Origin of the sequence: Marinobacter salexigens (assembly GCF_018860765.1) — a bacterium.
GTDB lineage: Bacteria > Pseudomonadota > Gammaproteobacteria > Pseudomonadales > Oleiphilaceae > Marinobacter > Marinobacter salexigens_A.
In genome coordinates, this window is sequence record NZ_JAHKPV010000001.1 from 969970 (window position 1) to 983576 (window position 13607).

Consider the following 13607-nt stretch of genomic DNA (forward strand, 5'->3'; position numbering starts at 1 on the left):
CAGAACGCACATGCATAAAGTGAACATCGCGCGGATGCTATTGTGGCTGGTGTTATGCCTGCCACTAGCAGTAAGTGCGCAGCAGAAGAGCGCCAGCGTGGCTGGTGCTCAGAACTTGAATTTGGCATCGGTCAATGCGGCCGTGGCGATGGCTGGTAGCAACGAACTGGTGTTTGGTCGAAATGCTGACCGACCTGTACCAATCGCTTCCATAACCAAAGTGATGACAGCTCTAGTGGTGCTGGACTCCGGCGCCGCGCTGAATGAGTGGTTGGTATTCCAGAAACGCCACACGGTTGCCGCAGCCAATGCCTACACCCGCATCCGGATAGGTTCGAAGATGCGCCGTGCCGATGTGCTTCGTATTGCGCTCATGTCGTCTGAAAACTTTGCGGCCTACACCTTGGCCCGAAGCCATCCGGGTGGCTTCGATGCATTTATTGACGCGATGAATGCCAAGGCAAAAGCTCTTGGTATGAGCGGCACCCGCTTTGTGGACCCGACGGGTCTTTCGGCAGAGAACCTATCCACAGCAGGGGATTTGGTGAAGCTTATTAATGCTGCGGCAAAGCATCCGGAGATTCGGGAGTATTCCACCACTGGCTATTTTCGTGGCAACTTCCGGAACCCCCGTTACAGCTTGTCGTTTGGTAACACCAATGCTCTGGTGCACCGGGAAAGTTGGGGAGTGGAACTGAGCAAAACCGGCTATCTTTCGGAGGCCGGGCGCTGCTTGGTAATGATTTCTGAAATGAACGGCAAACAGGTGGTCACAGTACTTTTAGACTCTTTGGGAACTCGGTCTCCAATGGGGGATGCAGGGCGCATCAAACGCTGGCTGGATACCGGTGCCGAAGGGCGGGTGGCGAAAGCTGCAAAGCAATATGCACAGGAGAAGAACGCGGCCTACAACGCAATGGCCCACGGCCCCGCAACTACCGCGCTCAAGTAACGTCTACACAAAGTCGCGCCATACCCTGAACAGGGCAGGAAGGTCATGATCCAGATTTTTACCACCGGCGGTACCATCGATAAGGTGTATTTCGATGCCAACAGCGAATTTGAGATTGGCGAGTCTCTGGTGCCGGAATTGCTGGCGGAATCCAACATCCACAAAGGCTATAGCCTGCGGGGGTTGTTGCGTAAAGACAGTCTGGAAATGGACGATGCAGATCGTGCGTTGGTTCTTGATGCCGTTACCGCCAGTGACAGTAATCGTATACTGATCACCCACGGAACGGACACCATGGCTGAAACGGCTCAAGTGCTGTCACCTCTGAGTGGTAAAACCATCGTTCTTACAGGCGCAATGCAGCCTGCTCGAATGCGTCGAAGCGATGCAGTGTTCAACATAGGGTTTGCTTGGGCAGCGTTACAGCTTCTGCCCTCAGGCGTTTATATTGCGATGAATGGCGAGGTGTTCGAGGCTGGTGCTGTGCGTAAAAACCTGAAGGCTCAGCGCTTCGAGCGCGCCTGAGCTCAAGCAATTGAAGCGATTTCTTGCTCCGTCAGCTCTCGATACTCGCCCGGCCTCAGTGCCGGGTCGAGTGAGACGGCACCAATGCTCTGTCTGTGCAGGGCTTCCACATGGTTCCCCACCGCTGCAAGCATGCGTTTGACCTGATGATAGCGCCCTTCTGAAATGGTCAGCTCAATCAATTGTGGCTCCACAACGTTGACCTGCGCCGGCTTTGTGGGCATCGCTTCGTTGTGAAGCACAATGCCTTTCTCCAGTTCTTCGATGGCGGACTCTGAAATGGGTGTGGTCAAAGTTACCCTGTAAGTTTTTGGGCAGTCTACTTTGGGGGAGGTGACTCGGTGAGACCACTTTCCATCGGTTGTCAGTAACAGTAAGCCTGTGGTGTCGGCATCTAATCGCCCGGCAATGTGCAGGTCTCGAGTTAGTTCCGCAGGAAGAAGATCCAGCGCAGTTGGATGATCACTGTCGCGGGTTGCACTGACAACGCCCGCAGGCTTGTTCAGCATCAGATAGCGTTCACCCTGAATGGTCAGTTGCGCGCCATCCAGAGAGATGTCTGCATCTGCAGGGACGTGCTTTCCCGTGTCTTTCCAAACCTCCGTATTAACCTCAACTCTCCCTGCATGTATGGCGCGTCTGGCCTCTTTACGAGAAAGTGGTGAGCTTGTGGAAATAAACTGATCAAGGCGCATAGTTGTTAACACTCCTGGCCAGAGGCTGGCGTTGCAAGGCTGGCAAGACACAGTATTGGAATTGCGCCGGTGGTGCGGGCCCAAAGTAAAGGCAGGGCTCCGGTGTTCATTACGGGGCGTGGCGCTCGAGCACCATTGCCGGGAATAACGGCTCCATCTTGCTGATTCGCGAGAATGAAGGTGAACGGGTGTGCACCGGGAATGCCAAGCCGAACGTCGGTTGCGGTGATTTCCTCGCCGTTAGTTTTGTAGTCTAGGAAGCCGCGGGTAAACCACTCCAGACGGCGTGTCTCGGGTAATTGCGAGACAGCCTTGGCCAACTCTGGCTGACGCGGGAAATGCTCAAGTGTTAAAGGTGCGTCGCCATCCAGAAAGCCGGTTACGATTTCAACGCGATGCTGGTCAGTCATGGCTGTGGCACGCCAGAGTACTGTGTTGAACGGCATTGGCTGTACAAGCAATTCAGCGTCTTGAAAGCCGGCGTCTGCAAGCGCGGGCTGCACCCGCTCGGTGATGGTTTGCTGGGCTACAAACGACCAACCGAGATACGCAGTGGAGAGAACCAGCCCCGTTGCCACGGCGCGCATCGCCGGAGGGCGTATTAGAAAGGCGATGCAGCCTGCCAAAAGCGGAAGTGTATAGAGAGGATCGATGATAAAAATGCTGCTTATGGCAAGCGGCCTACCAATCGGCCAGAAAAGCTGGGTTCCGTAGGTGGTGAAAGTGTCTAGTAGCGGGTGCGTCATTAACACCAGTGCAGTCAGTAACAGCCAGCGCGGAAACCCCGGCTCCGGTTTCCAGCGCCAAAGCAAAGCTGCTAATAGCAGTGATAGAGGTGCAAGTACAAACAGTGAGTGGCTAAAGCCTCTATGCTGCGTAAAGTTCGCAACCGCCGTTCCATAGTCAATTAGCACATCGAGATCGGGCAGAGTGGCTAGTAGCGCGCCGGTGAGCAGAACAGGTCGTCCGAGGGTTTTACCTGCCAAAAGACCCGCGATGGAGGCGCCCAGAGCAGCTTGGGTGATTGAGTCCATGAATTCCGTAAAAGTAGAAAGTGTTGGTGAGTATTATGCTTGGAATGCGGGCTCAGATCACGGCAAGAAAGGTGTGGTTCAACAACGAGGGTGTTAAAAAAGCTGACACCCCGAGCTTGGTGCAAGCGCAGGGTGTCAGCTTTGTACTCGTTTATATTCTGTGCACTACAGGGTTAAGGTGCTCCTGTTAGTGCGCCAGCCACTCAGGCTTTGCGGCGACGTGCCATGCCGAGACCAGCCAGACCAAGGCCGAGCAGGGCTAGGGTACCGGGCTCTGGGACTGAAACCGGCAGGGCTGTTGCGTTTAGTCTGGCCCAAAGGTTGTAGTCCTGAACCGTGTTTTCGGGAGTGCTGCCATCCGCGCTCAAGCCCAGCAGTTCAAGTGAGTACTCGACCCCCCCGAGAATAAAGTCCGAACTGGTGACTGATGCGCCAGTCTGAGTGATTGTGTCGTCAACGTCACCCGTAAATGATCCAAACCAGCAAATGCCTAGAAACAGGGTACCGGTGCATGCGGTATCGGGAGTTTCATTATGGGTAAAGACAAACTCGCCTTCACCAGCACCAGTGATTCCAGCAGCTGAAAAACCAAGAGTGACCGCGAGATCTGCAGATGTCAGAGTTCCACCGGATACTTGGTTGTTCGTATGTGTCAACATCCCAAGAACAAATGCCGAATCGTCATTGATTACCGGCAGTGGTGTTGCGCCCGTGAACTCGTAACTACTCTGGATGCCGTTACCCCAAGAGATCAAACTTGTACCGTTACCATTCACTCCGTTTCCGGTAGTGTTTTCAAACGTGCCGTCAATCGACGTTACGTTAACTGGAAATGCTGCTGCGCTCATAGCTGCTGCCAGCAACAGTGCACCGATAGACCCTTTCGCCAACATCTTCATGTACTTCTCCTAGCTTTATAATCATGAAATGACAAAATTTCATTTATGTCGTTAGTTACGACTGTTAAGCTAGTTTTGTGCCAATCTAAAATCATCTTTAATTACAGACTGTTATAGTTTCTTGAGTTTTTGGTTTGTAAAGAAAGCTGACGACCTGAGCTAGTTGTCTATCTCAAGCCGGTCAAGCAACTCCTGCCCCGGAAATCCATCCGCGATCATCCCTTCATCGTGCTGAAACTTACGAATCGCAGAGCGGGTTGCGGGCCCGGTGATACCATCCGGTTTTCCAGCATCGTATCCGCGCTCACTGAGAGCGGACTGCAGTTCAAGAACTGTGTTTCTGGACAACGCCGGTGCATCTTCCGGCGGCGGGTTCTGTAGCATTCCAGCCCCGGCGATGCGGTCAGCCAGATGGCCTACTGCTATGGCGTAAAACTCCGACCGGTTCCAACCCATGATCACTTTGAAGTTGTGGTAGGCCAAAAAAGCTGGTCCCTCATGGCCTGCCGGGACGACCAGAGCTGCGGTGATATTTTCTCGGCCAAGAGGTTTACCGAACGCATCGGTAATGCCCAGCTTGCGCCATTTATCCAATTCAAGACGTCGGCCGTCGGCCATTGCGTAGTCGAAGTTTTCTGGCAGCAAGACTTCCCGGCCCCAGCGATACTCTCCGTCCCAATTCATGGATTCCAGAAAGCGCCCTGCAGACATCATGGCGTCTGGCAGGCTGTTCCAGAGATCGCGCCGGCCGTCGCCATCCGCGTCGACAGCGTGTTTCAGAAATACCGTGGGCATAAACTGCACGTGACCCATGGCGCCAGCCCAAGACCCTTCCATTTGCTCTACAGGAATAGCCCCTTCATCGATAATGCGTAGCGCGGCGATCAGTTGTTCAGTAAAGAAACTGCTTCGGCGGGTATCGCACGCGAGAGTTGTTAGGGAATCGGGCACAGACATTTTTCCGAAGTAGCTGCCGAAATTGGTTTCCAGCCCCCAGAAAGCGACAAGGTATGGGGCGGGTACGCCGGTTTCTCTGGTCACCCGTGCTAGCAACTCGCTGTGCTCCTTAATCAGTTCACGGCCCTTGCTCACCCTGCTGTCATTAACCCGACGATTCAGGTAATCCGCAAATGTGGTGGTGAACTCGGGTTGCCTGCGGTCCAGCTCGATTACCCGGTCTATATGCTTCACTCCGGTCATAACGTCTTGGGCCGTTTTGGCGCTAACGCCGGCGGCAATAGCTTTTTCTTGCAACTGTAGCTTGCACTCTTCAAAGCCGTCGGACGATGCCAGTACGGCGTCGTTGTCTGCTACCGCTGATATGGCGGGCAGTGAAGCGGTTGCCAAAAAGGCAGATACAGAAAGACGGCACGCCATGCGCCGGTTAGGCAGAATCCTTGCAAGCTTGGTCAGCACGCGAAACCTCGGTCATTAAAGAAAGAGTGAACGTTAAAGGGTAGGGGCATGGTAGCGTGTTTTCAGTCTGTTGAAACACCTTACGGGGCTGTTGGGGGTGACAGTTCTTTAACCTCAACGTTTTGGAGGCCACACAACAGGCTTTTTATCTGTTTTAAGGTTGAAGTTTGTGGTTTTTTGTAGCTTGCAGGTTTCCCGCGCGGGCCTTTGTTCTATAGTTGGGGCATACATTCCTAAGAGTTTGAGACATGGCAACGCTGAAAGCGCTGGTGGTTGATGACGCCAGTTTTGTAAGGGATTTGGTTAAGCGGACGATACGTCAGCGTTTTCCCGTTATCGAGACGACCGACGCGCAGAATGGTCGTAGGGCGCAATCGCTTATGTCCCGAGCGAGTTTTGATCTGATTTTATGTGATTGGGAAATGCCCGAAATGTCAGGCCTTGAACTGCTGCAGTGGATGCGCCAGCAGCCACAGTACGAGAAAGTGCCTTTCATTATGATTACCAGTCGCGGCGATAAAGATCATGTGATCGAAGCAGTGAAGGAGGGTGTGTCCGAGTATTTGGGCAAGCCTTTCAGCCCGGAAGGCCTGAGTAAAAAAATTATCAAGGTGATGGGTAGCACGCTGAGTAATGCGATGGGCCGAAGTGGCAAGTCGATGGCTGGCCCTGCCGATGCGTTTAAAGAGTCGGCGGCGCTGCTCACGCAAAAAAGGGAACCGGCGTCGCCGGCGGCGGAACAGCCTACGTCAGCACTCGGAGCGCTCGCACCCTCGGCCCCGGCAAGCCCAAAACCCGCAGCGGCGAAGGGCAGTATGAGCCTTGCTTCAGTGCGCTTTGCCGAGAGCACACTGAAATCTGTGGTTAAGGATATCAACCTAACCGAGGTGCGGGTTATTGCCAAGCGTGATCAGTCATTTCCGGGGATTTTGGATCAAGCAGTCGTGGATATAGAAACTGGCGAGGGGCAGATGGCACGGTTGAACGGCTATGTACATCAGCTGCAAGCTGTGGATAAGCGTCGGGATACGGACTTTGTGAGCGTCACCATTCGCTTTGTAGATGAGGATCCGAAAAAAATGGAAGACCTGTCTCGCTTCGTTGCGCGCTTTCGGGCCGGTAAGCGCTAAGCTTTGTCCTCATCGGATGTTTGGTGGGTCGGTGCAGCTAAGGCGGACGTCACCAGACGCTCCGCTGGAAAGTGGCAGATAAACTCGCTACCTTCACCAAGTTCGCTGCGTATCTCCAGATTGCCATCGTGATTGATCAGCACATGCTTAACAATAGCCAGCCCCAATCCAGTCCCGCCGGTATCTTTATGTCTGCTGGGATCGGCTCGGTAAAAACGCTCAGTTAGGCGAGGGATATGAATCTGGTCAATACCCGCGCCTGTATCTTTTACCGAAAGGTGGCCTCCGTGACTATCGACGCTCCAGGAAACGGAGATTGTACCTCCGGCTGGGGTGTATTTAACGGCGTTGAATATCAGGTTGGAAAAAGCGCTGCGCAGTTGGTTTTCATCACCGTCTAGCCATTGCTGGCTGCTAGCCTCAAAGCGAATGTCATGCTGGCTTTTGCCACTCAATGTGCGGGCGTCTTGGCAGACTTGCTGCACGAGGCTGTCCACGTTCGTTGGTGCGTCATTCGCGGCGTGTTCGCCGGTTTCTATTCGGGACAATAGAATAAGATCGGTAATCAGTGTTTCCATGCGAACCGACTGTGTTGCCATTGTGTTGATGGCTCGCCGCCATTTCGCAGGCAAGTCATCGGCGTTGTCTGCTAGAGTTTCCAAATAGCCGCTGATAACCGTTAGGGGGGTTCGCATCTCGTGGGATACGTTGCTTACAAAGTCTCTGCGCATCTGCTCTAGTTGGTACAGGCGCGTAATATCCTTGGCGACGATAAGGCGATCGTCTTCTCCGAATAGACTGATCTGGATTTGCAGATGAATATGAGGCTTCGCGGGCGAGTGCAGCTCTAGAGGCTCGCGGTAGTCCTTGGCATCAAAGTAGGATTTAAAGGCCGGGGTGCGGATGAGGTTATAAATAAACTGGCCCTGATCGGTCGTTCGGCGAAAGCCCAGTAAGTGCTCTGCTGAACCGTTCCACCACTCCAGACCCCCGCGTGCGTCGGTCATAATCACGCCGTCACGCATGGCGTTGGTAGACTCCTGTATGCGGTCGATGCGCGTTCGCAGCCTATCCTGTGTGTGTAGATAGTTCTGGTTGAGTTTGTGCAATTTTTCAAAAAATTCACCCCAGATGCCTGTGCTTTGGGGTGCCTCGTCTGCAGTAATCGGGTCTGTTAACCACTGCGACAAGCGGCGAGTTTGGTAAAGCGTCCAGAGTAAGTAGAGGCTCAAGCCCGCAATCAGACCGTAAACCGGATACCCCAAATAAAACCCCAAAAACGCGGAGCCTGCGAGGCCTGCAAGCGTGTAACGCAGATGTCGCGACCAGATTTTCTGCATGGAAGATTGCCTTGTATGCCTCTGGTGAGTTACGCGTTAGGCGGGTTGGGTAGAGAACCTGTAACCTGCGCCTCTCACTGTCTGAATGAGATAGTCGTGTTGCTCCCCTAAAGCCTTGCGTAACCGTCGGATGTGCACATCAACCGTTCGCTCCTCAACGTAAACATTGCCACCCCACACCTGATCCAAAAGCTGTGATCGGGTGTAAACTCGTTCCTGATGCGTCATGAAAAACTGCAGAAGCCGATACTCCGTTGGTCCGATGTTCAAGGAGCTGTCGTTTGCGGTGACGCGATGGCTTGACGGGTCTAATATTAGCCCATCCACTTCAATGGGGCTGTCGATACCTGGCGGTGTTGCCCTGCGGAGAACAGCCTTTAAGCGGGCTACGAGTTCTCTGGGGCTAAAAGGCTTGGTAATGTAATCATCCGCACCAACCTCTAGACCGCGGATTTTGTTATCTTCTTCAACCTTGGCCGTTAGCATAATAATGGGGATGTCTGAGGTGGTCTCTTCTTTTTTCAGGCGTCTTGCCAGCTCTATGCCGCTGGTGCCCGGCAACATCCAGTCCAACAGAATAATATCTGGTTGTTTGTCGATAATTAGGGCATGAGCTTCGCGAGCGTCTGCAGCTTCCATGCTGTGGTAGTCGGCCATTTCAAGAGCAACGGCGATCATTTCGCGGATGGCGGGTTCGTCGTCGACTATCAGGACGGTTTTTCCAGACATATTCTATAACCTGTTTCAGACCATGATTTGTTACTGACCTATTACAATGCCTGAGTGTTACAGCTGTGTGACAGGCTTGATTTTGAGTAACTCTCGCTGTGTGAAAAGTAATGACACTGTTGCGCCAGAAGGCTTCGCCTCTTCTGGCACTGACGGCAAACAGTTAGCTCAGGCGACGATCAGGTCTATAACCAGCCCGGCAAACACCGCAAACCCCGCCCAGTTATTGTTCAGGAAGGCCTTGAAGCATCCGTCGCGCTCGCGGTCCTTGGCTAGATATTGCTGGTAGATAAACAGGCAAGCCATCGCAACCAATCCTAAGTGATAGAAACTCCCGAGCTCATAACGGCTGCCGATGATTATCAGGATAAGCACTACCATGGCCTGAAGTACACCGATAATGGCCCGGTCAGCATCGCCGAAAAGGATGGCCGTGGATTTGATGCCCACTTTGAGGTCGTCGTCGCGATCCACCATGGCATAGAAGGTGTCGTAAGCCACTGTCCAGAGCACATTGGCCGTAAATAGCAGCCAAGTCACCTGACTAAGTTCGCCAGCCTCTGCGGCCCACGCCATGGGAATCGCCCAGGAAAAGGCAGCGCCAAGAAACAGCTGGGGTAAGTGCGTAAAGCGTTTGGAGAAGGGGTATATAAACGCCAGCAATGCGCCGCCAAAGGAAAGGTAAAGTGTGAAGGTGTTGGTAAAAAGCACCACCATCAAAAAAGAAATAATGCATAGACCACCAAACAGAGCGACGGCCTCCCACGCTTTTACTCGGCCGGTGGTCAGTGGGCGATCTTTGGTGCGTTTTACGTGCTTGTCCCAATCCCTGTCCGCAAAGTCGTTGATGGCACACCCAGCGGCGCGCATGAAAAACACGCCCAATGTGAAAACGATGATATTGCCGATGCTTGGGCTACCGTCACTGGCAAGCCAAAGCGCCCAGTATGTAGGCCAAAGCAGGAGTAGTGTGCCAATAGGACGGTTGATGCGCAGCAACTGGGCGTAATCGGCTAATCGACTCCGTATATTTTCTGGTACGGCATTAAGTAACATGGGTCTATCCGGTTGAAGCATGGAAAACGAGACACTGGTGAGTAGAAAGTACAGGGATTATAGCCAGTGGGTGAGCAGGGGTAAAAGTTGGCGGTTTTCTGCGGGGCGCCTCAGTACTGACGATAGAGGATTGGGAGTAGATATTCGCCCACAAGCAGGGCGCTGTTTTTGTTGCTGAACAGTGAGCGGCGGGCAAGTAGGGGCTGGCTGGCATTCGAGGGTCTTTGGCTTTCGTGGTTGCAGAGTCCTGTTTCAAGTGGCCCCCGCTTCCAGTTGCGGCTACTGAACAGAAAGGCGCCTAGAGGCTTGCTGCCGAGATATAGAAGCCGCCTACCTTCGCCTGTCAGGCAGGCAAGTGGAATAACTGTGCGTGCGAGAACCCATGGTTTACCGTCTCCGCACAGGCGAACCTCGCGAATCCATGACCGTTGGCGATGCGGGATGCCGAGGCGCATGGCTTCTTCAGGGGTGGGCGTGGCGAAGCCTTCTCGCTGAACTTCAACGTGAAATGAACGAGCACAATGGTTTTGCAGGGCCCGGGTAAAGGAGCCCTCTACCTTTAGCCAGTAACGCGCAGGGCCATGAACCTCGGGGTTGCGCAGCCCTGCAGCAGCGAAAGAACTGTACCAATCGGTTGGCGGAATTATCAGGCTGGAGCTGGCGTCCGACGTGTTGATGTCAGAGGCCTTTAACGGCATAAATCCCGGGCGCATTGCGCCAGTAACCCTTGTAATCCATGCCGTAGCCAAACAGGAAACGGTCTTCCACATCCAACCCAGTAAAATCTGCTTTTAGATCCGGCCGGGCTTTGCGATCGTGCTGCTTGTCGACCAATACAGCTGTTAACACTTGCTTTGCGCCATGGGCCAGACAATAGTCCGCGATGGCACAAAGGGTGGTGCCTTCATCAAGAATGTCGTCAATAATTAGCACGGTGCGGTCTTTCATGTCTGCCTGAGGCTGGAGCTTCCACTCCAAAATGCCACCGGTAGTTTCCTGCCGGTAGCGCGTCGCATGAAGATATTCTGCCTGCACCGGGAACTTGAGCTGTGGTAGCAGTTGGCCGGTGAAGATCAGGCCGCCGTTCATCACACAAAACAGCAGGGGGTTGCTGTCTTTGAGGCGGCCGGTAATGTCGTCGGCTAGATTGCGGATGGCAGCCTGCACCTGTTGCTCATCAATCAGGCAGTCAGCTTCGGCCATAACCTGATTCATTTCGGCGACGGTATCGGTCATAACGGTCGGTCCTGTCATAAAACCGGCGATTATACCGGAGAGGACCGGTCGAGGGGAGGGGGTGTTCTATCAACTATTGGCAGAAAAACCCGGTTGAGTGCGTCTTTGCTGGCATTGGTGAATCCTGAAGGGCCGGGTATTATTGTGTCGCATCGCAGACAGGTGCGTGGGACGCTAGGGTTTTTGGGTGCCTGTGCAAAGAACTTATTTTGATGTATTGTTCGACAATTATCATGGCGACCGCAAGTGTGTGGTGGAGAGATTGTTTATGAAGAAGTGGCAGTGCGTAGTGTGTGGTCTGGTTTATGACGAAGTAGAAGGTTGGCCAGAAGATGGTATTGAGCCCGGGACTGCTTGGGACGATGTGCCCGACGATTGGGTTTGTCCCGATTGTGGAGTGGGCAAGGAAGATTTTGAAATGATCGAGATAGGTTGACCCCTAACGGAGCATGGCTATGACAGAGCAGAACCCCATCGTTATTATCGGGACCGGTTTGGCGGGGTACTCTCTCGCGAGGGAAATCCGTAAGCAGGATAAGGATATACGGATTGTGATGGTAACCGCTGATGATGGCGTCAGCTACTCTAAGCCCATGCTGTCGACGGGTTTTACCAAAGGCAAAGATGCTGACGGTCTGGCTCAGGCGGCCACTGATGCCATGGCGGAGCAACTGAATCTGGAGTTGCGGACTTTCACCACCGTTACCGGTATAGATACCGATGGCCACAGGTTGCTGCTGGGCGACGAAAGCCTTTCTTACAGCAAGCTGGTGCTGGCCTGGGGCGCGGATGTTATTCGCTTGACTATTCCTGGTGATGGGCAGGAGCGGGTGTTCCCGATTAACGATTTGGAAGATTACCGGGTGTTCCGGACAGCGTTGAAGCCGGGAGGCCGGGTGGCCATTATGGGAGCCGGGCTTATTGGTTGTGAGTTTGCGAATGATCTACGCAATGGCGGTTATGAAGTAGAGGTAATCGCGCCCTCCGATGCGGTTATGCCAAGCCTATTGCCTCCGGTTGCCGCCAAGGCTGTGCAGGAAGAGCTAGAAACGCTGGGTGTGCGCTTTCATCTTGAAACTCTGGTTGAGCGGGTTGAACCGGCGAGCGCGGGGGTAACCTTGTTCCTCGCCAACGGTGAAAGCTTGCAGGCGGACCTTGTGATTTCCGCAGTGGGGCTGCGGCCCCGAACGCAACTGGCCCGTGCCGCCGGAATCGACACTGGTCGTGGAATCAAGGTCAACAGATTACTGGAGACCTCGGCCTCGGATGTTTATGCTCTGGGTGATTGCGCGGAGGTAGACGGCCACGTATTGCTTTATGTGCTGCCTTTGATGGCTTGCGCTCGTGCTTTGGCAAAAACCCTGACCGGAGAGCCCACCGAGGTGACATACGGCACCATGCCTGTGATGATCAAAACTCCCTGTTGTCCAGCTGCGGTGTGCCCGCCGCCTTCAAACGCTGAGGGTAGTTGGGAAACCGAGCAGGATGGCACTCATGTAAAAACCTTGTTTAAGAATGCCAGCGGCGAGGTTTTAGGCTTTGCGGTTACTGGCCGGTTTGCGCTGGAAAAACAGGCGTTGTCTAAAGTTGTGCCGCCTATTCACGCTTGAATATCCAGCAGCTGCCAGCATTTCTCTATTCCGCTTAGCGGGTTGGGGCGATTTTTCGTTGCGGATGGGATCTGCTTAGGGTAGAAACTCTTCGTGTGCTAACGAATCAACAGGAGCAGGCATGCTTGATGTTACAAAGAACCTGATTGAGTTGCTGTATCTGGAGCCAACGGGTGAAGGCCATTATCGTGGCGACAGTCAGGACTTAGGGTTTCCCCATGTGTTTGGAGGGCAAGTCCTCGGGCAGGCTTTGATGGCGGCCAGTCATACAGTTGAGGGCCGTCTCTGCCATTCTTTGCACGCTTATTTTCTGCGCCCCGGCAACCAGCATATGCCTATCGACTATGAAGTTCAGCGGGTGCGCGATGGCCGCAGTTTTGCAGTTCGCCGGGTTATCGCCCGACAAGATGGCAAGGAAATTCTAACGGGAACCATGTCGTTTCATGTGCCTGAAGAAGGCTTTGAGCATCAGGCGGATATGCCAGACGCACCAGATCCTGACACTCTGCGGTCTGAGCAGGAATGGGGCAAAATCATGGCGGCACAAGCGCCGGAAAAATTGCGGGAGATCATGACCCGCGACCGTCCCATTGAAATCCGCCCGGTCAATCCGGTGAATCCGTTTGCGCCGGAGAAACGCCCGCCGCACAAACAAAACTGGATCCGTGCGCTGGGACCATTGCCGGATGATCCGGTTTTGCACCGCTGCCTACTCATATACGCATCAGACTTTTCGTTTCTAGGAACCTCGCTCAGCCCCCATGGCGTATCGTTTATGAATAAAGGGTTGCAGGTTGCAAGCTTGGATCATGCGATATGGTTTCATCGGAATTTTCGAATGGAGGATTGGCTACTTTATGACAAGGACAGTCCGAGCGCTTCTTCTGGGCGTGGGTTCAATCGTGGCAACTTCTTCAATGAAAAAGGTGTTCTTGTTGCGTCCACAACGCAGGAAGCGTTGATTCGTCTGCGCTAAAGCCTGCTG

15 protein-coding genes are annotated in these 13607 nt (G+C 53.6%); 6 read left to right on the forward strand and 9 right to left on the reverse strand.

What is annotated here, in order from left to right; translation table 11 throughout:
- Nucleotides 1–10 precede the first annotated feature (10 nt).
- The gene (pbpG, locus tag KO508_RS04375) at nucleotides 11–952 is read left to right on the forward strand and encodes a D-alanyl-D-alanine endopeptidase (RefSeq protein ID WP_252737802.1); all 942 of its coding nucleotides are present in this window, start codon (nucleotides 11–13) and stop codon (nucleotides 950–952) included.
- A 45-nt stretch (nucleotides 953–997) separates the two neighbouring features.
- Entirely contained in the window at nucleotides 998–1477 is a 480-nt protein-coding gene (locus KO508_RS04380) for an asparaginase domain-containing protein (RefSeq protein ID WP_216007079.1), read from the forward strand.
- A gap of 2 nt (nucleotides 1478–1479) precedes the next feature.
- Here KO508_RS04380 and rsuA read toward each other — a convergent pair whose 3' ends face one another.
- The 4 genes from rsuA to KO508_RS04400 all read right to left on the reverse strand — a co-directional run bounded on the left by rsuA (nucleotide 1480) and on the right by KO508_RS04400 (nucleotide 5521).
- Entirely contained in the window at nucleotides 1480–2172 is a 693-nt protein-coding gene (gene rsuA / locus KO508_RS04385; protein ID WP_216007080.1) for a 16S rRNA pseudouridine(516) synthase RsuA, read from the reverse strand.
- A gap of 5 nt (nucleotides 2173–2177) precedes the next feature.
- Complete coding sequence (locus KO508_RS04390) at nucleotides 2178–3206, reverse strand: metal-dependent hydrolase (RefSeq protein ID WP_216007081.1); 1029 nt, start codon at nucleotides 3204–3206, stop codon at nucleotides 2178–2180.
- A gap of 203 nt (nucleotides 3207–3409) precedes the next feature.
- Complete coding sequence (locus KO508_RS04395) at nucleotides 3410–4105, reverse strand: THxN family PEP-CTERM protein (protein ID WP_216007082.1); 696 nt, start codon at nucleotides 4103–4105, stop codon at nucleotides 3410–3412.
- A 159-nt stretch (nucleotides 4106–4264) separates the two neighbouring features.
- Nucleotides 4265–5521, reverse strand: coding sequence for a lytic murein transglycosylase (locus KO508_RS04400; RefSeq protein WP_354668002.1), 1257 nt, complete (start codon nucleotides 5519–5521; stop codon nucleotides 4265–4267).
- Nucleotides 5522–5769: 248 nt separating this feature from the next.
- Between KO508_RS04400 and KO508_RS04405 the strand changes: the two genes are divergently transcribed.
- On the forward strand, nucleotides 5770–6651 hold the full coding sequence (locus tag KO508_RS04405) for a response regulator (RefSeq protein WP_216007083.1): 882 nt from the start codon (nucleotides 5770–5772) through the stop codon (nucleotides 6649–6651).
- Here KO508_RS04405 and phoR read toward each other — a convergent pair.
- The 5 genes from phoR to KO508_RS04430 all read right to left on the reverse strand — a co-directional run bounded on the left by phoR (nucleotide 6648) and on the right by KO508_RS04430 (nucleotide 11012).
- A complete protein-coding gene (gene phoR / locus KO508_RS04410) occupies nucleotides 6648–7991 on the reverse strand; it encodes a phosphate regulon sensor histidine kinase PhoR (RefSeq protein WP_216007084.1) in 1344 nt (447 codons plus the stop codon). The two genes, KO508_RS04405 and phoR, sit on opposite strands and share 4 nt — an antisense overlap.
- Nucleotides 7992–8027: 36 nt before the next feature.
- Entirely contained in the window at nucleotides 8028–8720 is a 693-nt protein-coding gene (gene phoB / locus KO508_RS04415) for a phosphate regulon transcriptional regulator PhoB (RefSeq protein WP_216007085.1), read from the reverse strand.
- A 168-nt stretch (nucleotides 8721–8888) separates the two neighbouring features.
- A complete protein-coding gene (gene ubiA / locus KO508_RS04420; protein ID WP_216007086.1) occupies nucleotides 8889–9776 on the reverse strand; it encodes a 4-hydroxybenzoate octaprenyltransferase in 888 nt (295 codons plus the stop codon).
- 110 nt (nucleotides 9777–9886) lie between these two features.
- Nucleotides 9887–10474, reverse strand: coding sequence for a chorismate--pyruvate lyase family protein (locus KO508_RS04425; RefSeq protein WP_216007087.1), 588 nt, complete (start codon nucleotides 10472–10474; stop codon nucleotides 9887–9889).
- Nucleotides 10455–11012: a hypoxanthine-guanine phosphoribosyltransferase gene (locus KO508_RS04430; RefSeq protein WP_216007088.1), complete on the reverse strand. Its 558-nt coding sequence runs from the start codon at nucleotides 11010–11012 to the stop codon at nucleotides 10455–10457. The genes KO508_RS04425 and KO508_RS04430 overlap by 20 nt, the downstream gene beginning before the upstream one ends.
- Nucleotides 11013–11280: 268 nt before the next feature.
- On the opposite strand from KO508_RS04430, the gene KO508_RS04435 reads away from it, so the two are divergent.
- The 3 genes from KO508_RS04435 (at nucleotide 11281) to KO508_RS04445 (ending at nucleotide 13598) form a co-directional block, all read left to right on the forward strand.
- Nucleotides 11281–11448, forward strand: coding sequence for a rubredoxin (locus tag KO508_RS04435; RefSeq protein ID WP_216007089.1), 168 nt, complete (start codon nucleotides 11281–11283; stop codon nucleotides 11446–11448).
- 19 nt (nucleotides 11449–11467) lie between these two features.
- Nucleotides 11468–12622: an NAD(P)/FAD-dependent oxidoreductase gene (locus KO508_RS04440; protein WP_216007090.1), complete on the forward strand. Its 1155-nt coding sequence runs from the start codon at nucleotides 11468–11470 to the stop codon at nucleotides 12620–12622.
- Nucleotides 12623–12743: 121 nt separating this feature from the next.
- Entirely contained in the window at nucleotides 12744–13598 is an 855-nt protein-coding gene (locus tag KO508_RS04445; protein ID WP_216007091.1) for an acyl-CoA thioesterase, read from the forward strand.
- Nucleotides 13599–13607: the final 9 nt, after the last annotated feature.